Consider the following 20,694-nt stretch of genomic DNA (forward strand, 5'->3'; position numbering starts at 1 on the left):
ACACCCCCTGAACGCAAGATTATGCCGCGACTTCAGTCTTTGGCACGATGCTTACATAGCGACGACCGAAGGCGCCTTTAACCTGGAACTTGATCACGCCTTCGACTTTGGCGAACAGGGTGTGATCTTTGCCCATACCAACGCCGTAGCCAGCGTGGAATTGGGTGCCGCGCTGACGCACGATGATGTTGCCCGGAACGATAACCTGGCCGCCGTACATCTTCACGCCAAGGCGTTTGGCTTCTGAGTCGCGACCGTTACGGGTACTACCACCAGCTTTTTTGTGTGCCATGAGTCAATTCTCCTAGTGAGGATTAGGCTGAAATTAAGCCTGAATACCGGTGATTTTGATCTCGGTGTACCACTGGCGGTGGCCCATACGCTTCATGTGGTGCTTACGACGACGGAACTTGATGATGCGGACTTTATCGTGACGACCCTGGGAGATCACTTCAGCCACAACGGTAGCGCCTGCAACAACTGGAGCGCCGATATTCACGTCGTCGCCATTGGCAACCAACAGAACGCGATCAAAAGTAACGGATTCGCCGGTAGCGATTTCCAGTTTTTCAATCTTCAGGTATTCACCTGGGGCGACCTTGTATTGCTTGCCGCCAGTAACGATTACTGCATAAGACATGGTGTATCTCCGATAATCCTGCTCACCCAGCTCTTTATAGGAAGAGGTATTGGCTGGCATGGCTGCACAAGGCTGGAAGGCCGACATGCAATTGCGTAAGGCAGGTGCTGCCCAGGAAGTTAGGGTGCGCGATTGTACGCAAGCGATCAACGCCTTGCAAGCTGCGTTATGTCACGCCTTGACAGGGTGGGGCCTGCAACCTAGCATGCCGCGCAACCCTTCTGGAGCACGTCTCGCTGATGCAACCCCAAGCCTTCTACACCGCTGTGGCGGACGACTTTACAGCCGTCGACCACATTATCAAGAAGCAGCTGACATCGCGCGTGCCGCTGGTCTCCAAAATCGGCGACTACATCACCTCTGCTGGCGGTAAACGCCTGCGCCCATTGCTCGTTCTGTTGTGCGGCAAAGCGCTGGGCTCTGGCGGTGATGATTTGCGCCTGCTGGCAGCGACCATCGAGTTCCTGCACACCGCTACCCTGCTGCACGACGACGTCGTCGACATGTCCGGCATGCGCCGTGGCCGCTCGACCGCCAATGCGATGTGGGGCAACGCGCCGAGCGTACTGGTGGGTGACTTTCTGTATTCGCGCTCGTTCGAGATGATGGTCGAACTCGGCTCGATGCCGGTCATGCAGATCCTGTCGAAGGCCACGCGGATCATCGCGGAAGGTGAAGTACTGCAGCTGTCCAAGGTGCGCGACGCCAGCACCACCGAAGAAACCTACATGGAAGTCATCCGCGGCAAAACCGCGATGCTCTTCGAAGCGTCGACCCACAGCGCCGCAGCCCTGGCCAACGCCGGCCCGGAGCAAAGCGAAGCGCTGCGCACCTTCGGTGATCATCTGGGTGTCGCTTTCCAACTGGTCGACGACCTGCTGGACTATCGCGGCGATGCGGAAACCCTTGGCAAGAACGTCGGTGACGACCTCGCCGAAGGCAAGCCTACCCTGCCGCTGATCTACACCATGCGCGAAGGCACGCCTGAACAAGCCGCGCTGGTTCGTCAGGCCATTCAGAAGGGCGGTCTGGAAGATCTCGAAAGCATCCGCGATGCCGTGGAAAAGTCAGGCGCCCTTGAATACACCGCCCAACTGGCACGCGACTACATTGCTCGCGCCATTGCCTGTCTGGATGTGCTGCCGCCGAGCGTCTACCGCGACGCCCTCGTCGAGTTGAGTGAATTTGCGGTCGCTCGCACACACTGACCGCTGCCCTGCCCCGCCGAAAGCCCGTCCACGTGACGGGCTTTTTGTTGTGCGCGATTCAACGCCACCCTTGAAAGCCCCCCCAAAGCAGCCAATGCGAATTAATCTCAAATAGATCCTTGCCATTCTTCAGATAAGAATTATTCTCATTGAAACACTCAAGGAGAATCACATGACGTATCTGATTGATGCCTGGCTTGATCGGCCACAGCCCTACCTGCGCATCCTCGATCGCGAGACGGGCAAAGTGTGTGCGGTGCTGGAGGAAGAGGCGCTCGACGAATTGCGCGATCAGGGGGATCTGGATGTCAGCAGCCTGAGTTCGAGCGAACCCTGCGTTCAGAAAGAGATGGTACGAAGTCTGTTTCTGTTCTGTTATGCACGGGCATTGCGTCCGACCAGTGAACTGCATTGATGAGAACAGATAAAACGACAATGCCGAGCCAGCGCGGGGCTGACTCGGCATCTGTCGAGCGTGAAGCGGTCGCTACAGAACCTTACAGAACGTCGAGCAGCTCGACGTCGAAGACCAGAACGCTGTGCGGCGGAATGCTGCCAACGCCTTGAGCGCCGTAGGCCAATTCGCTAGGAACGTACAGACGCCATTTGCTGCCGGCCTTCATCAGTTGAAGGGCTTCGGTCCAGCCTGGAATCACGCCGCCAACCGGGAATTCAGCCGGCTCACCACGATCGTAGGAGCTGTCAAACACAGTACCGTCGATCAGCATGCCGTGGTAATGGGTGCGCACGTTGCTTTCGCGGGTCGGCTGAGCGCCTTCGCCCGCAGTGATCACTTCATATTGCAGACCGGAGGCCAGAGTGGTCACGCCATCACGCTTGGCGTTCTCGGTCAGGTATTCCTTGCCGGCGCCAGCCGCTGCTTCAGCTTTGGAAGCTGCTTCGGCTTGCATGATTTCGCGGATGACTTTAAAGCTCGCGCCCATTTCTTCCTGGCCAACGCGGCTCGGCTTGCCGTCGAAGGCGTCGGTCAGGCCGACCAGAATAGCGTCGAGGTCGACACCCGGTGGCGGGTTGTCACGCAGTTGGTCGCCCAGCTGACGACCAATACCGTAGCTGACGCGGGTTTCGTCGGTGGACAGATTGACTTCGGACATGACACTGCTCCGCTGAAGAGCACCCGTGGGCGCTCACATTTAAAGGCCGGGCAGACTAGCACAAAGCACAATATCGAGTAACAGCCTACCAAGCCGACCGGATGGACAGGGGAATCTTGACGTTCTGATCCAGGCCGTCTTCCACACCGCACATCTCATCGTGAACCACGGCGTGGACCAGGCTGAATGACAGCGGTGGGACCGACTGCAGGAGTTGGCGTGCGTGCTCGACTGAACGCAGGTGCAATGCTCTGTTCTGCGCGTCGACCAGACGATGTGCGACGCCCTGCATCCGTGCTTCCAGCAGGTAGATGCCGCCTTCGATGGAAATGAGGTTGAGTTCGTCGATGCGGCCGGCGCCGGCGTGTGAGTTGAGTTCCTGCAAGTTCATGGCAAAGCCTCGTGGTCACTGGCTGAATGAGCGAACCCCAAGTCTCGCTGACGCTGGCCTGAGCGCAAGGGACCAGCAGTGCCGCTGGTCATATTTGCTTCGAAAGCTGCTATCACCGCACGGCCACAAGCGCAGGCAATCAGTGCTTGGTCAGCTTGTCCAGGTAGCCCATCGCGAAGGCCGAGACCACGAAGGTCATGTGAATGATCACGTACCACATCAGGTATTGCGGCTCGATATTCTTGGCATCCATGAACACCCGCAACAGGTGAATGGACGAGATCGCGACGATGGACGCGGCGACTTTCATCTTCAGCGACGAAGAATCCATCTTGCCCAGCCAGTTGAGCTTCTCCTTGCCTTCGTCGATATCCAGCTGGGACACGAAGTTCTCGTAGCCGGAGATCATCACCATGACCAGCAAACCACCGACCAGCGCCATGTCGATCAACGACAGCAGCACCAGAATCAGGTCCGATTCAGCCAGCGCAAACACGTTGGGGATGATGTGGAAAATTTCCTGAAAGAACTTCAGCGCCAGCGCCAACAGCCCCAGAGACAAACCAAAGTAGATCGGCGCCAGCAACCAGCGCGATGCGTACATGGCATTTTCGATAAAACGTTCCATTGAAGCTCACAGATAATTTAAAAGCTCGCGAGTATAGGGCGAAGGCCGGAGCACAACCCACCGCGAAAAGAGTTGAAACAATAACGCCAGATCAGGCGTAGGGGACGCTCGACAAATCCGCATCTGCAGACCGCAGAAGGCAAACGCAGGACTCGTCGAAGCGCTGGGGTCAGTTGGCGGGAGACGTCCGCTGCCCCTGGGCAGCGTCGCTGTTGATTCTTCGCAGCTCCCCCTGAAGGTGAAGACCCCAGATCGGGATTTCCTCTGCCGTTTGATAGCCATGCAACACAAGGCTTTCGGCAATGGCATCAAGCACCGATTCGGCAGCAATCGGTCCATGAAAAGGCCCTTGAGCCTTGAGTGCGGAGGGCTGTTCGCCAGACATTCCGGCAGCGAACAATAAGGTCCACATTCCTTTATCGCCTGACAGCGGGCGAACGACACATTCGATTCGGGTCACCAGACCCAGGCATTGGCGAGTAAGACAGAGGCTGCGCGGCATGGCGAGCTCCTCATTGATTGCAGTATTCATCTCCTCGCATAACGAGGGAACGCGTCAGTCCCTTTGACAACTGCTGCAACCCGACAATATCGAACAAATACCCCGTTGGAAAAGCGCGAAAACGAAAAGGGCGCCGAATGGTCATTTTGCCATCAAGCGCCCTGTTTCATTGACGTCAAAGGCCTAGCTTTTCAGCTCAGGCTGTAATTGTGGCGCCTCCTTTTCGAGCTCTTTGAGGTCGTCGTCGCTGAGCATTTCAGCGATGTCGCGCAGGCGGTCCACCACCCTGCCGTTGACCGAATCGTCGGGGAATTGACCGTCTTCGTCCGCTTCACCGACCGGCATGCCCACCAGCAGGCTCAGCGCCTCATCCACCTGACGCACGGCGTATACGTGGAACTGCCCGGCGCGCACGGCTTGCAGCACGCGCTCGTCGAGCATCAGCGTGGCGACGTTGGCATGAGGAATGATCGCGCCTTGATCGCCCGTAAGACCTCGGGCTTCGCAGAGTCGGAAGAAGCCTTCAATCTTCTCGTTGACGCCGCCGACCGCCTGGACTTCGCCGAACTGGTTGATCGAGCCGGTGATGGCGAAGCACTGCTTGAGCGGGGTTTTCGACAGTGCGGAAATCAGCGTGCAGACCTCGCCGAGGGAAGCGCTGTCGCCATCGACATAACCGTAGGACTGTTCCAGCGCGATGCTCGCGGAAATGGCCAGCGGGAATTCCTGGGCATAACGGCTGCCCAGATAACCGGTGAGGATCATCACGCCTTTGGAGTGAATCGGCTGGCCCAGGTTGACTTCCCGCTCGATGTCGACGATGCCGCTGCCGCCCGGGTAGACCGTCGCCGAGATGCGCGCCGGCACACCGAACGCCGAATCGCCCACTTCCAGCACCGTCAGCCCGTTGCACTTGCCAACCGCCGCACCATCGGTGTCGATCAGGATGATGCCCGCGAGCATGTCATCGAGAATTCGGGCCGACACCCGACCGGTGCGGGTGGCCTTGGCCTTCAGCGCGCGCTCGATGTGCCCGGCGTCAGTACGTTCGTCACCGGCCACGCTGCGGATGAAGTCTGCTTCGCTGACCAGTTGAAACAAGTCGCCAATGCGCGCCGACAAGCGCCCCTGGTGCTCGGCGAGACGTGCACTGTACGTGGCAAGACGCGCAACCGCATCCGCCGTCAGGGGCGCCATGCCCTCTTCCGAGGTCCGGGTTTTGAGCAACTGGGCGAACTGCTCCAGGCTCTCGTCGACCATGGGAATGTCTTCGTCGAAATCCACCAGCACCCGGAACATCTCCTGGAAGTCCGGATCGAGGTCCTGCAGCGTGTAATACAGCGACCGCGCGCCAATGATGATGACTTTGACCTGCAGCGGAATGGTTTGCGGGGTCAAAGTCACGGTGGCAAGACGACCCAGCTCACCCAGTGGCGCTTCCATTTTCAGCTTGCGCGATTGCAGGGAGCGCTTGAGGGCGTCCCACACGAACGGCTCGCTGAGCATTTTCTCGGCTTCGAGCACCAGAAAACCGCCGTTGGCGCGGTGAAACGCCCCGGGCCGCAGCTGACGATAGGTGGTGTAAAGCGCGCCCTGATCGGTGCTGTATTCGATGCGGCCGAAGAGATTGTCGTAGGTCGGGTGCGGCTCGAACACCACCGGCGCGCCACCGCTGGCGGAGTGGCCGACCATCAGGCTTGGGCAGTATTGCTCTTCGAGCAGCTTGCGCGCCTGGGCATCGGTTTTGCTGTCGTCAACCAGTTGCTCGACCACGGTTTTAAGCAGATTGACCTGCACCGCCTGAAGGTAGGCGCACACTGCGGCGTTCTCGGCGTACTGCTCGGACAACGGTGCCAGCAGCGGCTGAAGCGCAAGGATGATGGTCTCTTCATTGAGCTCACGCATCTGGTTGTTGGACTCGCGTTTCCACTGCGGCAGGCTGGCGAGTTCTTCATTCAACCGCTCTTCCAGCGTCGAAATATCGGTGTGAAAACGCTCGCGCTCAGCTTCTGGCAACTGCGAAAACTCGGCCTCGTCCAGAGCCTTGCCTTCGAGCATTGGCGTGAATGCAATGTTGGTGTTGTCGCGGTACAGCGCGATGTCCTTTTCCAGCGCAAGACGCTCGATGACATCGAGGGCGCGGTCGTAGCGCTGATTGAAGGCGCGGTCGATCGAGCTCTTCTTCTGCTGGTAGGACGGATGCTCGAACACCGCAGGAAACGTCGACAGCAGGTTGTCGATCAGTCCGTTGATGTCGGCGATGAACGCGCTGGCGCTACCCGGCGGCAGTTCCAGCGCGCGGGGCTCACGGGCGTCATCAAAATTGTTGACGTACACCCAGTCCGACGGCGTCTGCATGCGCTTGGCTTCGGCCTTGAGGTAGCGCTTGACGAAGGAGAAGCGGCCGGTGCCGGGCTCGCCCATGACGAATACGTTATAGCCAGGGCGCGGCATCGCGACCCCGAATTGCAAGGCTTCGACCGCTCGTTCCTGGCCGAGCACGCCGCGAAAGGGTTCCAGATCGTTGGTTGTCGTGAAGCTGAACTGTTCAGCGGAAAAGGGACGGGTCAGCGCTTCGGGCGCAAGTCGCAAGCTGGCAGCAACAGAATCGGGCATCGGACATCCTTACATCAGGCAGGGCAGATGGGCGCATTCTGGCGCTCGTCGCACCGCACTGGCAAGGCAAGAACCACGTGAGCTTTTTTCCTCGTGACGAACCGGCCTACACACCCGGCGGAGGTGGATTACACCCAACAATCTGTAATTACTCACGGAACGTTCATATCGTGCCTAAACTCCAACTTGCGCGACCGGTAACAATTTAAATAACCGGTCCGCCCTGGCGCCCTACCGGCCAGGAATCCGACCCTTGGTTGAAACAACAGAGACTAAAGCTATGAAACGGATTCTTCTTGGTACTCTCTTCGCCGCTGTGTCCATCAACGCCATGGCTCAAGCTCCTGGCGGTCCGGACTGCGGCTGGGGCAACATGCTGTTTGAAGGTCAACGCGGCACTCCAGCTCACTTCCTCGCTTCCACCACCAACGGTACTTCGGGCAACGCCACCTTCGGCATGACCTCGGGCACCAACGGTTGCTCCACCAACAGCGCGCTGACCTACGGCGGCAAATCCTGGATTGCCATGAACGGCATGATGGATGAGCTCTCCAAAGACATGGCCATGGGCCAAGGCGAAGCACTGACCACGTACGCGGTCGTGTTGGGCGTTGCACCGGAAGACCGTGCGCATTTCGCCGCAGTCACCCACGAGCACTATCAGCAGATCTTCACCAAGGCCGACGCCACTGCTGAAGATGTTCACACCAACACCATCGACGTCCTGAAGAACGATCCGACTCTGGCTAAATACGCGACCCAAGCTTAAAGTCGTGCCGCCTGCCTTCCTCCCCGGAAGGCAGGTTCTCCGCCCTGCCCACTTCTGACTAGTTGCCAATCTATGCTCAAACGCCTTGCCTGGCTGGTGCTCTGTGTCTGTGCCCCGCTGTACGCCGCGCCTCACGTCGACAATGATCGTTTGCAGCAACTGGCCAATTCCAGGTTCTGGATCTCCATCGGTCACTACGAAGCCGGCAAGCTGGGTGGCTGGCGCAGCTATGTCGATGACCCGAAGTTCTTCCTCGCCCAGAACGGCGCCCATGACCCCGAAGCCGAGCTGGCGGCGACGCTTGAGGCGATCTATCGCCCCGTCACCCAAGGCCAGGAAAACGCCCATCCGCAATGCGTTTACCCCTCCCGCACGCGATTTTTGCGTGACGAATTGAAGCTGACCGATCTGCCTGCGGTTGACTGCAAAGAATTCAACAAATGGTTTTCCGATGTGGCCCCGGACAGCACAGTGCTGATTTTCCCGGCGGCGTACCTCAACAGTCCTTCGTCCATGTTCGGCCACACGCTGCTGCGCATTGATCAGGCTGACGTGCAGGCGAACAAGACCGCTTTGCTCAGCTACGCAATCAATTTCGGTGCATACATCGAAGGCGCCGACAACAGCATTTTGTATGCGTGGAAAGGCCTGATGGGAGGCTACCCGGGCTTGTTCGCGCTGGTGCCATACCAGGAAAAACTCTCCGAGTACCGTAGCCTTGAGAACCGCGATCTGTGGGAATACCGCCTCAATCTGACGCCGGAAGAAACCCGCCGCATGGTCGAGCACGTGTGGGAACTCAAACAGATCCGCTTCGGATATTTCTTCTTCGACGAAAACTGCTCCTACCGTTTGCTTGAGCTGCTTCAAGTGGCGCGCCCTAGCCTGGACCTGACACCACAGTTTCGCCTGACGGCCATTCCCACTGACACCGTGCGCGCGGTGAAGGACGCGGGGCTGGTGGAGAAGATCGACTATCGCCCGTCCAGAGAGCGCGAGCTGCTGAGCCGTGCCGAGCCGTTGAATCACGACGAGCAGCAATGGGTTCTGAAGGTCAGCGCGGACCAGAAGCAAATGCAGAGTGCCGATTACACCGCGCTGCCGAAGGAGCGTCGCGCGCTGATTCAGGATGCGGCCTACAGGCTGGAGCGGTATCGCGCCAACGGCCAGGAGCGTGATCCCACCAGCGCCCAACGCAGCTATGACCTGCTGCGCGCGATCAGCACCAATCCGCCGCCGGCGCTTGAGATTGAGCGCCCGGGGCTGCCGGAAGACGGGCATGAGTCGCGCACATGGCAACTGGGTGCGGGCACGCGGGATGACAAGGCGTTCGCCGAATACGGCCTGCGCATGGCATATCACGATTTGAATGACAACGCGTATGGCTTCCCGCTGGGCGCCCAGATCGAGATTCTGCAGCTCAAGCTGCGCCAATACGAAGACAGCCATTGGCAGGTACAGCGGCTCGATCTGGCGACCATCCGTTCGCTAACACCGCGCAACGAGCTGTTGCAGCCTTGGTCCTGGCAAGTGGCGGGCGGCCTTGAGCGTGTACTGGGCAAGCATGGCGACGAGAATCTGGTGAGTCACGTCAACGGTGGCGCAGGTGGCACCTGGACGCTGGGGGATGACGTGCTGGGCTTTGCGATGGGAACGGTGCGAGTCGAGCACAACAACGATTTCTCGGCGCTGATTTCGCCAGCGGCGGGTTTCAATACCGGTGTGCTATGGCGCAATCCGCTGGGTAATTTCAGCCTGGAAACCAAGGGCGATTACTTCACCAATGGCGAAGTGCGGCGCAACATCAGCCTCAATCAACAATGGGAGCTGTCGCGCAACCTCGGGCTGCGGCTCAGCGCACAGCGGGATTTCAGCCAGCTGACCTCTCCGGTGAATGAAGTGATGCTGGAGCTGAAGTGGTATCACTACTGAGTGATGCGTTCCTGATTTTTTCAGTGTGATGCCTGACGCCTTCCCGGCTGAAGCCGGTCCTACAGATGTTCGCGGCGTTGGAGTGGGACCTGCCCAACCGATCCCACAGGTGTACGCGGTGTTTTAGTAGGACCGGCTTTAGCCGGGAAGAGGCCGGTCGGGTCAGCATCAACTTTTGCGGAGTAACCTCTGACGCTTTCCCGGCTGAAGCCGGTCCTACTGAGCGCGCGTTGCGGTGTAGCCCTCTTCCTGGATAAGTCCCATGACCTGCTCAGCCTCAAGCTGGCTTTGCACTTTCACCTCTCCCTTCGCCAGATCAACCTGCACCTGCGCCGTCGGGTCTTGCTCCTGGATGGCGTTAGTGACGGCCCGCACGCAGTGTGCGCAGGTCATGCCTTGAACGTTGAATACCTGCATGTGCTGACTCCTCGTCTCATTGAAAAACCTGATGACGCCATCTAAGACCTTCCCGTCGGGGCAAGGTCAAGTTTCCGATAGATCTGCCGGGCTGGCATATATCCGCACTCTCAGCCAGAGTGCGCCTACAACCGTCATATCAGGAGAATCGGCCATGCGCTGGTCAGCCTTTCGTATTGCAGGTTTCGCCGGCCTGTTGGCTTGCGCATCCTGGGCGCACGCCGATCAGGACTATGGCGTGCTGATCATTTCCCGAGAGCGCCTGGAGGTCTCTACTTCCTGCGAAATCGGGATTTTCATGCAGGACCAACTGGTCGGCCGCCTGTATCAGGAAGAATCTCGCTCCTTCAACTTGCCCGCCGGCGATGTGTCGGTACGCTTGCGTGTACTGCCGGGCCAGACGCCGGGTTGCTCGCCCGGCATTGAGGCGCAGAACAGCACGCGTCTGCACATCAATGCGGGCGACGTTCTGAAATACCGCATTGCGTCCGGCCCAAACGGTATGTACCTGAAGAAAGCGGATTTGAATTACTGATAACAATCCAGAACGACGTCGTCAGCCGGGCCATGCGCTCATGATCCAGTCACAGAACACGGTGACGATAGTGACTACGTTGGTGGTGGCATAAGTTCGGTTTGATCCGCAGGCAGGTAAGAGAAGGTCGCTGGGTCAGTTGTAGTGCGTGACAACCTGACGCTGATAATCGGAATCAATCTACCATCCGTAGCCTTCAAGTCCCGCTGGTTACGCTGCGCATCCGCCAGGCCGTTTGTGCCAGAGAGGTAAAAAAACGCCTCCAGCGGCAGCGTCTTCCCCAGGCCGTCCACCCAGGCGGCAATAATGAATTCGTTTTGTTCATTAAAGGATTCCACGCCCATCAAGTGCATCGCGCCGAGTCCCGCGGCGAAGGCTGGTCCTGCTAATGCATTGCGACCATCAGTGACGTCAAAGCCACACTGGTAAGAGTGTCGGCTAGATGCATGGGCGTTGTAGTGGGTCCAAAATTGCGCCGCAGTCGCAACCCCCTCCAAATGACAAGGCCCGCTTCCGGCAAAACCGGGATAAGCCCCGCACCCTTTATTGGGTCTGTTGGCCGTCCCTGCGTCAATTGGAAAAAAGCACAAGACTTCCGGATGAAGTTGATTATCAGCGTAAAAATAGGCATTAAAAATAAACCCGTTGGTATACCCATAGGCCAGTCGGCTATACGTCGAATCGGCCCGTAGATAAGAAAATGAGACCCCACCTTTGGCAATAGAGGCCGGACTATTATTCCATACATGGTAACTTGGATTGCTAGACGTGCCCCTGATCGTGACGCCACTGCATAAAAAAGCGGGCTGCGAGTCCGTACCGCAATTTGTTCGAACATCGGCGTAGCGTGCCGTCAAGTGCCGGGCAACTTGCTGCCCAATGTCTTCCCGAATAACCGATGCTTGCTGTATTGCGACAGAAGTCGTGCCTCTGTCAACGGTTGTGCATGACGTGATCGCCACAACAAAAAAAGAAAAAAACAGTGCTCTTAGTCTCAACATGGCTCAGACCTCCCGGTCGATTGTCTCCTGACGTATGCAAACCACCGAGCCGCAAGAATCCCCCACAAAAAAGGAGACTTAAAATTCAACAGTCGACGCTGCGCCATCATATTTCGCTCAAGACACGCAGCCAGCAACTGTCAGAATTGACAGTACATTAAACCGAATGGCAATAAATCATGAGACTCTAATTTCGAATATTCATAAAGAATAAAAACGATGCGAAAACTTGACGATTTAAAACCCCCTTCCTAGCATTAACTTCTCATCTTATCGTTTTAAACCCGCCGAGGAGCTATTCATGAAACTGCCCACGCCTTCTAATGCCCAATCGTCACGAGACATGGACATGATTAATATTTACGACGGCGAAGCCCTGCTGGGCACGGCTACAAGTACTGGCAATACTTGGTCATTCACCGCACAAAATCTTCCGCTTGGCCTGCACACGTTTACCGCACGCTCCACTACGGGGCGCTCCAACGAGTGGCGTATTACGGTGACCGAAGAAGCGATGAATCTGGTGGTACCTCATGTAAGGGAGGCAACCTCGGTTGCGGATAACAGGGAGCGCCTGGATTATTATCAGGTGAACGATGATATCCACTGTATTGTTCCTGACTACAACATGAAAATCGGCGATACCGTGAAAATGTATTGGGTGGGCCGGACCATTACTATTGGCTCTACCCTACAAACGGTGGGAAGCTCACTGTCGCTGCAACCGTTTCCGATATCCAAATACGAAGTCATTGATGTCATAGGCCATAACGCATCCATCTACTACACAGTGAAACGCCCTCCCAGCACAGAAACTTTTACCTCGTTAACACTCCTTCTCACGGTAGATGGGCATTCATTTCAAGTAAATGCCCCTACCCTCAACGCTGGGCACGATAATCTCAGGGTGCAAAAACAAACTCAGTTCAATAACAGCAGCACCGTGGGCGTTCGGGCCGTTGGCGCCGAAGGTGACGAGTGGTCGGCGGACGATATGCCCGTGTTTGGCAGTAATCCGTATCTCAACTTCACCATCGATCCTTCGTGGCTAATGCGAAACAAGGGGAAGCCGGCGATTTTCAATTGCAGCGTAAGGGTAAATCCGGCAGATCCTCATTACTTGTTCTCGCAACTGCTGAGAGTAGCTTCGGTATGAACGCAAAAACCCGGCCGAGGCCGGGTTCTCATCAAGCGATTACTGCATCCAGGGCGGAGGCGGTTCTTCGGACTTGTTCGGCGGTGCATCGTCCGCGGTCCGCGCGGCCTGGCGCCTTGCATCATCCAGTCGCGCCGCTTCAATCTCGCGCAACACACTGCCGACGTCGGCAATCTCGTCTGGATCAGCGAATTCGCCCGTCAGCACGGTCGCTGGGGACAGCGTGCCCGCTTCGAAGTGGGACCACATCTCACGGGCGTAGCGCGTTTCTTTAAGCTCAGGCGCGAAGCGGCCGAAGTAAGACGCCATGTTGCCGACGTCGCGCTCCAGCATCGTGAACGCATGGTTGTTGCCCGCAGCATCCACCGCTTGCGGCAAGTCAATAATGACCGGGCCAGTGGGCGTGAGAAGCACATTGAACTCGGACAGGTCACCATGCACCAGACCGGTACACAACATCAGCACGATCTGCTGAATCAGGAACGCGTGGTACTCGCGCGCCTGATCTGGCTCAAGCGTCACGTCATTCAGACGCGGCGCGGCATCACCGTACTCATCAGCGATCAGTTCCATGAGCAGTACGCCCTCAAGGAAGTCGAAAGGCTTGGGCACTCGCACGCCGGCGCCTGCCAGACGGAACAGAGCCGCGACTTCGGCGTTCTGCCACGCGTCTTCGGTTTCCTTGCGGCCGAACTTCGACCCCTTGGCCATGGCGCGGGCCTGGCGGCTGTTGCGGACCTTGCGGCCTTCCTGATATTCCGCTGCCTGACGGAAACTACGTTTGTTGGCCTCCTTGTAAACCTTGGCACACCGCAGCTCATTGCCACAGCGCACCACATAAACAGCTGCCTCTTTACCGCTCATAAGCGGGCGCAGCACCTCGTCCACCAGACCGTCTTCGATCAGGGGTTCAATGCGTTTAGGAGTCTTCATCAGCTTTTATTGGGGGTCCTTCGTTGCCAAACACGCGATTGTTGCTCGTTATACGGCAATCTTCTGCCAGCGAGTAGGGGGTCAGGTCGATTGACTGTATGCCAGCTGTCTCACGATATCCCTGACACTTGGCCAAGCAGCATTCGTGCCGACGCATAATTGCAGCGCTCGATCGCCTGTACTGCAGCGCTTATCGACAGGCGGCGACAACGCGACTGGACAATCTTCACTCATCATCCGCGAAACAGTTCGCCGGGTGTCTTCCCGAACAGCCCTTTGAAAGCAGCAATAAAAGCCGACGTCGAATCGTAACCGCAGTTGAGCGCCGTGCTCGTAACGCTCACGCCTTCCTCCAACGCATTGAGTGACGACAGCAGGCGTGCCCTCTGCCGCCAGCCCCGAAAGCTCAAGCCGGTTTCGCGCTGAAACAATCGCGTCAGGGTCTTTTCCGACATATTCAAACGCGCTGCCCAATCATTCAGGGTGACCGCTTGATCCGGCGTTTCGACGAGCTCCGCGCACAGCAACAGCAGGCGCGCATGACGAGGCAGCGGCAAAGAGAACCCGACTTCCGGCAGGGTCGCCAGTTGGTCAAGCAGTACCTGAACGAGCCGAGACTCCGCGCTCTCACCCTCGTGATACTCCGCGGGCAGCTGACAGAACGCCTTGATCAGCTCTCTGGCCAACGGCGTGACCTCCAATACACGGCAGCGGTTCTCTGCCCATGTGCAGTCTTCTTTGCGCACGTACAAGCTGCGCATCTCGGCGCGGGTTGAGGTGACGACTTCATGCTCCAGCCCGGCCGGAATCCACACGCCCCACTGCGGCGGTGCGAAGAAGCTGCCATGGGGTGTGTGCACGCCGAGCACGCCACTGATGGCGTATGAAAACTGCACCCAGTCGTGGCGGTGAGTCGGTGTCCAGGAACCCGCGCCAAGGCTTTCGGCGCGGGCATAGAGCGGACGCGGAAGGTCTTCTAGCGAAGGGACCTGTCGCTCGGTCCCGGGCTTTCGCAGGGAGGTGTGTCCGGTGGTGGGCATGGACTGGCCTGTGGTGAGAGGCAGCAGTTTAGGCGGGCCGGAAAGAGGGGGCCAGCGGTGATGGGGACTCTGCGCCGTTATCAAGAACCCCTTGGATCAGTTCCCCCTAAAAAATCTTATCGCTCAATAATCGCTGTCACGCCTTGGCCACCCGCCGCACAAATCGATATCAAGCCGCGCCCTGCCCCTCTCTTGCTCAGCAACTTCGCCAGGTTCGCCACAATTCGCCCACCCGTTGCTGCAAACGGATGCCCGGCCGCCAGCGAGCTGCCTTTGACGTTGAGTTTGCTGCGGTCGATCGAGCCCAGCGGGGCGTCCAAACCGAGGCGGGTCTTGCAGTATTCCGGGTCTTCCCACGCCTTCAACGTACACAGCACCTGCGCGGCAAACGCTTCGTGGATTTCGTAATAGTCGAAGTCTTGCAGCGTCATGCCGTTGCGCGCCAGCAGGCGGGGGACGGCGTAGACCGGGGCCATCAGCAAGCCTTCGTTGCCGCGCACGAAATCCACAGCGGCGGCCTCGCCATCCCGCCAGTAAGCCAGAACCGGCAAGCCGCGCTCACGCGCCCAGTCTTCGCTGGCGAGCAACACTAGTGAGGCGCCGTCGGTCAGCGGCGTCGAGTTGCCCGCCGTCAGCGTGCCTTTGGCGCTGCGCTCATAGGCGGGCTTGAGCGAGGCGAGTTTTTCAAGGCTGGCGTCGGCCCGCAGGTTATTGTCGCGTGTCAGCCCGAGAAATGGCGTAAGCAGATCGTCCTGCCAGCCTTGCGCATAGGCGGCGGCCATTTTCTGGTGACTTTCCAGCGTCAGTTGGTCCTGCGCCTCGCGCGGGATGCCCCAGGTTTGCGCCATCAGTTCGCAGTGCTGGCCCATCGACAAACCGGTACGGGGTTCGCCATTGCGCGGCAGCTCCGGCTTGAGGTTATGCAGGCGCAATTGCGTCAGCGCCTTGAGTTTGTCGGCCGTAGTCTTGCTGCGATTGACCTGCAACAGGATCTGCCGCAGGTCTTCGTTGACGCCGATGGGCGCATCGGAGGTGGTGTCGACACCGCCGGCAATGCCGCACTCGATCTGGCCGAGGGCGATTTTGTTCGCCACCAGCAGCGCCGCTTCGAGCCCGGTGCCGCAGGCTTGTTGAATGTCATAGGCCGGCGTTTGCGGCGACAGCCTTGAGCCGAGCACGCATTCACGGGTGAGGTTGAAATCCCGGGAGTGCTTGAGGACCGCGCCGGCGGCGACTTCACCCATGCGCAGGCCGTGCAGATTGAAACGCTCGATCAGACCCTCCAGCGCAGCGGTCAGCATTTCCTGATTGCTGGCGGTGGCATACGCGCCGTTGGAGCGTGCGAACGGAATGCGATTGCCGCCGACAATGGCCACGCGTCGTGTCTGAATCATCGAAATCTCCCTGCCCTGAATGCGTCTATCGTTTAAGAAGCGCTGCCTAAGAGCGTAGGACCTATTACCCACCCACGCGGTCCATTGGTTTGAACCCCGACTCAAGGAGAGTGTTCCATGGCATCCGATCGCTACATTGACTTCGTCAACTCCGACCTGGGTCGCAAGCTGGTCGGCGCCGTCGGTTTGCCAGCGCCCGCACGTCTGGAGCGCTGGCAGGCGGGGCGTCTGCGTCCGGTGGAGGGCGCGCTGCTACTGAGCACGGGGCCACTGGCCGAGCGAGTCAACACCTTCGCGCCGCGCCTGACCGATGTGCTGTTCAGTGCTGGCGGTGCAGTGACTGGCGAAAATACCGGTGCTCACCCCTGGAATGCCGAGCAGAGCGCGAAGATCAAGGCCGTGGTCTTTGACGCCAGCACGCTGCTGCACACCGCTCAGTTGAGTCAGTTACGCGAATTCTTCCAGCCAGTGCTGCGTCATCTGGAAAACAGCGCGCACATTGTCATTCTCGCGCGCGCGCCGGATGCTCAATCTGATCCGCTGGCAGCGAGCGTTCAACAGGCCATAGAGGGGTTTAGCCGCTCGCTCGCCAAGGAGATGCGCAACGGCGGCACGGTTCAGCTGCTGCAAGTAGAGGACGGCGCCGAAGAGCAACTGGAAGGCGCGCTGCGCTTTTTCCTGTCGCCAAAGAGCGCGTTCATTTCCGGTCAGGTCATTCGCCTCAGCCCATGCGGCGAGCAGGTTCAGGACTGGACCCGTCCGCTGGCCGGACGCAAAGCTTTGGTAACCGGCGCAGCCCGAGGCATCGGCGCGGCCATCGCGGAAACCTTGGCTCGCGACGGTGCAGAGGTCGTTTTGCTGGACGTCCCCCAGGCTAAATCCGATCTCGATGCGCTGGCTGCGCGTCTTGGTGGGCAGGCGCTGGTCCTGGACATCTGCGCACCGGACGCTGCCGCTCAGTTGATTGATCACCTCCCCGGCGGGCTCGATATCGTCGTGCACAACGCCGGCATCACCCGGGACAAGACGCTGGCCAACATGCCGGCGGACTTCTGGGACTCGGTGCTCAACGTCAATCTCAATGCGCCGCAGGTGCTGACCCAGGCGCTGATCGACAGCGGCGCATTGCACGAGAATGGCAGCGTGATTCTGCTGGCGTCGATCAGCGGTCTGGCGGGCAATCGTGGGCAAACCAATTACACCACCAGCAAGGCCGGCCTGATCGGCTATGCCAAGGCTATGGCGCCGACCCTCAAAGCGCGAGGCATCAGCATCAACGCCGTGGCGCCGGGTTTTATTGAAACCAGCATGACGGCGCACATGCCCTTTGCCCTGCGCGAAGCAGGCAGACGCATGAGTTCGCTGGGCCAGGGCGGTCAGCCGCAAGACGTGGCAGAAGCGGTGGCGTGGCTGGGTCAACCGGGTTCCGGCGCCATGAGCGGCCAGGTGCTGCGGGTGTGCGGCCAAAGCGTCCTCGGCGCCTGAGTCCGCACTAAGAAGACGAATGTATGAATAGCCGCCCCGTCGATCCGAGGCGTGCCGGATCTGCAGCATGACCACTGGAGAAACTCGATGAGTGCGCACTGGCGGTATCTGGATACGCCACCGGCCCTGCCCGGCCTGTTCATGCAAGCGGCGCTGCGGCGCAAGGTCAGCGGCACGCAACTGCCGGATCAGGGCCTGCGGTGCTGGATGTCGGTGGATCCGGACAAAGTGAAAGCCTTTGCCCACGTCTGCGGCTTCGTGCCCGGCAGTCTGCTGCCGCCGACGTATCCCCATGTGCTGGCCTTCCCGCTGCAAATGAAGCTGCTCACCGACAAGGACTTCCCCTTCCCGCTCCTCGGGTTGGTCCACCTGCATAACCGGATCAGCATTCGTCGGCCCCTTGGCAGCGTGATCAAAGTGCAGGTCAGCGTGCGTGCCGGCCACCTCAAGCCTCACGCCAAAGGCTCGACGTTCAGCCTGATCACCCAGATCGAGGATGCGCTCGGCCTGCTGTGGGAGGAAGAGAGCACGATGCTGTGCCGGGGAGTCCAGGTGGAGGGCGAGGTCGAGGGCGATTACGAACCTGCGCCACTGCCGATGACGGAACTGGCGACGTGGTCGGCGCCGTCGGACATTGGCCGTCAGTACGCCAAGGTCAGTGGTGATTACAACCCGATTCACCTGAGTGACAGCAGCGCCAGGCTGTTCGGCTTTCCCAAGGCCATCGCCCACGGACTGTGGATAAAAAGCCGCGCGTTGGCTGCGCTTGAAGATCACCTGCCGGCGTCGAATGTGGAGATATCGGTGGAATTTCACAAACCGGTGCGGCTGCCGAGCGGCGTGACGCTGTCGGCCAGCGCGGCGGGGTCACATGGGCAGTTCAAGCTGGAAGGCGCGGAAGGGATCGTGCATATGGTGGGGAGTTGGCAGCCTGCGACGGAGTGATGGCTGCGCCTATCGTGCGCCAGTTGTTTTGCGGTGTGACATCTGTCGCCTTCCCGGCTAAAGCCGGTCCCACTAAAAAGCGTGGGTCGTGTCAGTAAAGTTGGGGCGCAGGCTGTTAAGTGGGACCGGCTTTAGCCGGGAATAGCTCCACCACCGTCGCATGTCAATCAGCTGCGTCCCGGCGGATCAGCACCCCTTGCATCAATCGCCTATCCCCCTGAAGCTACGCACCTTCAGGAGCCCCCCATGAACCTCGACGAACTTACTCAACGCCTGCATCGCATTCGCGATAATAACGACTGGCGGCAATTTCACAGCCCGAAAAACCTGGCCATGGCCGCCAGTGTGGAAATGGCCGAGCTGGTGGAGATCTTCCAGTGGAAGACCGAAGAGCAGTCGCGTCAGCTGCCCGCAGATGAGCTGGCCCACGCCGGGCAGGAAGTCGGGGACATAGTGTTGTACCTGCTGTTGTTGTGCAGCGAGTTGGGGCTGGACATGGATGAAGTGGTGCGCGCCAAACTGGCGGACGGCGAACGGCGGTTCAGCAAATGAGTGACCGTCATTTCGATCAACTGGCGACGCGCTTCGCTGAAAAGATTTACGGCGGCGCCAAGGGTGCGATCCGCTTGGCGGTGCTGCAGGCTGACCTTATCGAAAGCCTGCCGAACCGCCCGCTGCGCGTACTGGACATCGGCGCCGGGCTTGGGCACATGTCGCTGTGGCTGGCCGAGCGCGGGCATAACGTAACGCTGGCCGAACCCGCCGCCCCCATGCTCGAAGGCGCTCGTCAGCGATTTACCGACGCGGGGCAGACGGCGAACTTCATTCAGGCGCCGTGGCAAGCACTGCCCGATATTCTGACCGAGCGGTACGACCTGGTGATCTGCCATGCAGTGCTGGAATGGCTGGACGAGCCGTTCACGATTCTGCCGGTACTGCATCAGTTGACCGAGCCCGACGGCTGGCTGTCACTGGCTTTTTACAACCGCGACGCACTGATTTATCGCAATCTGCTCAAGGGCCACTTCCGCAAAATGCGCAAGAACACCCTGGCCGGCGAAAAACAGAGCCTGACCCCGCAGGAGCCGCTTGATCCCCGCGAATTGGCGGCGCAACTTGGCTCCCTGTGGCGAGTCGAAACCCAAAGTGGCATTCGGGTTTTTCACGACTACATGCCGATCGAGTTCCAAGCCAAAGTCGACCTTGCGGATCTCCTGGAAATGGAGCTCGCGCATCGTCGCCACCCGGCCTTCGCCGGACTGGGACGCTACCTGCACTGGATATGCCGGGCTGTTTGACCCAGGCTGGTTGCTACACGCTGCATAACACTCGCTGCGGAGACCCTCATGAAACGCCGTCTCGCTTTGCTGTCCCTCTGCCTGGGCCTCGCCGCCTGCCAGAGTCCCAACCCTTATCGCGCCGTGTCTGCGGCCATTCCACCGGCGCCACCTCAGGCCGCCAATGCCATCGACATGAGCGCTTACCCCGCGGCGCCTCGCGATTATGGCCGCTATCGCAACTGGGCCTGGCTCAACGGCCAGTTGCCGCCGGGTACGCTCTGGGCAGACTCGGCTCAACTGGCCGAAGCCGTCAGCAACGGGCTGGATCAACGCGGCCTGCGTCCGTCGCAAAACCCGCAGGCGGCGGACCTGCGCGTGGCCGCCGATGCCCACGCGGAGACCCGGATCCGTCAGGTGCGCGATGACTATTACGATCCGTACTACGGCGGTTCAGGTGTGGGCTATTACGGTGGCAACGGCTACCGCAACGGTTACGGCGGCTATGCCAGCGTCCCGATCGTGCGCACCTACCAAGAGCAGGTCGTTGTGGTGCGCATCAGCCTGTTCGATGCCCGCAGCGGCCAGCCGGTGTGGAGCGCCAGCGCCGAAACCGCCAGTGGCGGCGATCAGTCAACACGCGCCAAAGCCCTGCGCCAGGCCGTACAACAAGCACTGACGGCTTACCCACCGTCCTGATTTCACGTCCT

Annotated in this window: 23 protein-coding genes; 11 read left to right on the forward strand and 12 right to left on the reverse strand. The window is 59.3% G+C overall.

Annotation, left to right across the window (positions count from 1 at the left end; all coding sequences use genetic code 11):
- Positions 1 to 19: 19 nt before the first annotated feature.
- Both rpmA and rplU read right to left on the reverse strand, forming a co-directional pair.
- Positions 20 to 292 carry a 50S ribosomal protein L27 gene (gene rpmA / locus L4G42_RS14340; RefSeq protein WP_037015434.1) on the reverse strand — a complete coding sequence of 91 codons (273 nt, stop codon included), beginning with the start codon at positions 290 to 292 and terminating at the stop codon, positions 20 to 22.
- A gap of 33 nt (positions 293 to 325) precedes the next feature.
- Complete coding sequence (rplU, locus tag L4G42_RS14345; protein ID WP_003176051.1) at positions 326 to 640, reverse strand: 50S ribosomal protein L21; 315 nt, start codon at positions 638 to 640, stop codon at positions 326 to 328.
- Between the two features lie 239 nt (positions 641 to 879).
- Between rplU and L4G42_RS14350 the strand changes: the two genes are divergently transcribed.
- Positions 880 to 1,848, forward strand: a complete 969-nt coding sequence (locus L4G42_RS14350) for a polyprenyl synthetase family protein (RefSeq protein ID WP_237251972.1) — start codon at positions 880 to 882, stop codon at positions 1,846 to 1,848.
- A gap of 172 nt (positions 1,849 to 2,020) precedes the next feature.
- Positions 2,021 to 2,263: a PA4570 family protein gene (locus tag L4G42_RS14355; RefSeq protein WP_237251971.1), complete on the forward strand. Its 243-nt coding sequence runs from the start codon at positions 2,021 to 2,023 to the stop codon at positions 2,261 to 2,263.
- Positions 2,264 to 2,345: 82 nt separating this feature from the next.
- Here the strand turns inward: L4G42_RS14355 and L4G42_RS14360 are convergent, their stop codons facing one another.
- The 5 genes from L4G42_RS14360 to L4G42_RS14380 form a co-directional block, all read right to left on the reverse strand.
- On the reverse strand, positions 2,346 to 2,963 hold the full coding sequence (locus L4G42_RS14360) for a BamJ family beta-barrel-assembly machinery protein (RefSeq protein WP_237259283.1): 618 nt from the start codon (positions 2,961 to 2,963) through the stop codon (positions 2,346 to 2,348).
- An 85-nt stretch (positions 2,964 to 3,048) separates the two neighbouring features.
- On the reverse strand, positions 3,049 to 3,354 hold the full coding sequence (locus L4G42_RS14365; RefSeq protein WP_237251969.1) for a DUF6482 family protein: 306 nt from the start codon (positions 3,352 to 3,354) through the stop codon (positions 3,049 to 3,051).
- A gap of 139 nt (positions 3,355 to 3,493) precedes the next feature.
- Positions 3,494 to 3,982: a TIGR00645 family protein gene (locus tag L4G42_RS14370; protein WP_065987683.1), complete on the reverse strand. Its 489-nt coding sequence runs from the start codon at positions 3,980 to 3,982 to the stop codon at positions 3,494 to 3,496.
- Between the two features lie 169 nt (positions 3,983 to 4,151).
- Positions 4,152 to 4,484 (reverse strand): PA4575 family protein, encoded by a 333-nt coding sequence (locus tag L4G42_RS14375; RefSeq protein ID WP_237252000.1) that lies wholly within the window; start codon positions 4,482 to 4,484, stop codon positions 4,152 to 4,154.
- 183 nt (positions 4,485 to 4,667) lie between these two features.
- On the reverse strand, positions 4,668 to 7,100 hold the full coding sequence (locus L4G42_RS14380; protein ID WP_237251968.1) for a Lon protease family protein: 2,433 nt from the start codon (positions 7,098 to 7,100) through the stop codon (positions 4,668 to 4,670).
- Between the two features lie 280 nt (positions 7,101 to 7,380).
- Between L4G42_RS14380 and L4G42_RS14385 the strand changes: the two genes are divergently transcribed.
- Both L4G42_RS14385 and L4G42_RS14390 read left to right on the forward strand, forming a co-directional pair.
- Positions 7,381 to 7,869: a DUF3015 domain-containing protein gene (locus L4G42_RS14385; protein WP_122535346.1), complete on the forward strand. Its 489-nt coding sequence runs from the start codon at positions 7,381 to 7,383 to the stop codon at positions 7,867 to 7,869.
- A gap of 72 nt (positions 7,870 to 7,941) precedes the next feature.
- On the forward strand, positions 7,942 to 9,801 hold the full coding sequence (locus L4G42_RS14390) for an Lnb N-terminal periplasmic domain-containing protein (protein ID WP_237251967.1): 1,860 nt from the start codon (positions 7,942 to 7,944) through the stop codon (positions 9,799 to 9,801).
- Positions 9,802 to 10,017: 216 nt separating this feature from the next.
- Here L4G42_RS14390 and L4G42_RS14395 read toward each other — a convergent pair whose 3' ends face one another.
- Complete coding sequence (locus L4G42_RS14395) at positions 10,018 to 10,218, reverse strand: heavy-metal-associated domain-containing protein (RefSeq protein ID WP_237251966.1); 201 nt, start codon at positions 10,216 to 10,218, stop codon at positions 10,018 to 10,020.
- 154 nt (positions 10,219 to 10,372) lie between these two features.
- Between L4G42_RS14395 and L4G42_RS14400 the strand changes: the two genes are divergently transcribed.
- Positions 10,373 to 10,753, forward strand: a complete 381-nt coding sequence (locus L4G42_RS14400; protein ID WP_237251965.1) for a hypothetical protein — start codon at positions 10,373 to 10,375, stop codon at positions 10,751 to 10,753.
- Positions 10,754 to 10,827: 74 nt separating this feature from the next.
- Here the strand turns inward: L4G42_RS14400 and L4G42_RS14405 are convergent, their stop codons facing one another.
- Positions 10,828 to 11,754, reverse strand: a complete 927-nt coding sequence (locus L4G42_RS14405) for a hypothetical protein (RefSeq protein WP_237251964.1) — start codon at positions 11,752 to 11,754, stop codon at positions 10,828 to 10,830.
- A gap of 301 nt (positions 11,755 to 12,055) precedes the next feature.
- Here L4G42_RS14405 and L4G42_RS14410 point away from each other — a divergent pair, with 301 nt between their 5' ends.
- Entirely contained in the window at positions 12,056 to 12,910 is an 855-nt protein-coding gene (locus L4G42_RS14410) for a hypothetical protein (RefSeq protein WP_237251963.1), read from the forward strand.
- A gap of 39 nt (positions 12,911 to 12,949) precedes the next feature.
- Here L4G42_RS14410 and L4G42_RS14415 read toward each other — a convergent pair whose 3' ends face one another.
- The 3 genes from L4G42_RS14415 to L4G42_RS14425 all read right to left on the reverse strand — a co-directional run bounded on the left by L4G42_RS14415 (position 12,950) and on the right by L4G42_RS14425 (position 16,277).
- Entirely contained in the window at positions 12,950 to 13,843 is an 894-nt protein-coding gene (locus tag L4G42_RS14415) for a PA4780 family RIO1-like protein kinase (RefSeq protein ID WP_237251962.1), read from the reverse strand.
- A gap of 233 nt (positions 13,844 to 14,076) precedes the next feature.
- Positions 14,077 to 14,883, reverse strand: coding sequence for an AraC family transcriptional regulator (locus tag L4G42_RS14420; RefSeq protein WP_237251961.1), 807 nt, complete (start codon positions 14,881 to 14,883; stop codon positions 14,077 to 14,079).
- A 116-nt stretch (positions 14,884 to 14,999) separates the two neighbouring features.
- A complete protein-coding gene (locus tag L4G42_RS14425; RefSeq protein ID WP_237251960.1) occupies positions 15,000 to 16,277 on the reverse strand; it encodes an acetyl-CoA C-acetyltransferase in 1,278 nt (425 codons plus the stop codon).
- 117 nt (positions 16,278 to 16,394) lie between these two features.
- On the opposite strand from L4G42_RS14425, the gene L4G42_RS14430 reads away from it, so the two are divergent.
- From L4G42_RS14430 to L4G42_RS14450, 5 genes are all read left to right on the forward strand, one after another.
- Positions 16,395 to 17,762 carry a 3-oxoacyl-ACP reductase gene (locus L4G42_RS14430; protein ID WP_237251959.1) on the forward strand — a complete coding sequence of 456 codons (1,368 nt, stop codon included), beginning with the start codon at positions 16,395 to 16,397 and terminating at the stop codon, positions 17,760 to 17,762.
- An 87-nt stretch (positions 17,763 to 17,849) separates the two neighbouring features.
- The gene (locus L4G42_RS14435; RefSeq protein WP_237251958.1) at positions 17,850 to 18,707 is read left to right on the forward strand and encodes a MaoC family dehydratase; all 858 of its coding nucleotides are present in this window, start codon (positions 17,850 to 17,852) and stop codon (positions 18,705 to 18,707) included.
- Between the two features lie 246 nt (positions 18,708 to 18,953).
- Positions 18,954 to 19,259, forward strand: coding sequence for a MazG-like family protein (locus L4G42_RS14440; RefSeq protein ID WP_237251957.1), 306 nt, complete (start codon positions 18,954 to 18,956; stop codon positions 19,257 to 19,259).
- Positions 19,256 to 20,005 carry a methyltransferase domain-containing protein gene (locus L4G42_RS14445; protein WP_237251956.1) on the forward strand — a complete coding sequence of 250 codons (750 nt, stop codon included), beginning with the start codon at positions 19,256 to 19,258 and terminating at the stop codon, positions 20,003 to 20,005. The genes L4G42_RS14440 and L4G42_RS14445 overlap by 4 nt, the downstream gene beginning before the upstream one ends.
- Before the next feature lie 48 nt (positions 20,006 to 20,053).
- A complete protein-coding gene (locus L4G42_RS14450) occupies positions 20,054 to 20,683 on the forward strand; it encodes a DUF4136 domain-containing protein (RefSeq protein WP_237251955.1) in 630 nt (209 codons plus the stop codon).
- Positions 20,684 to 20,694: the final 11 nt, after the last annotated feature.

Source organism: Pseudomonas petrae, from assembly GCF_021728295.1.
GTDB classification, from domain to species: Bacteria; Pseudomonadota; Gammaproteobacteria; order Pseudomonadales; family Pseudomonadaceae; genus Aquipseudomonas; species Aquipseudomonas petrae.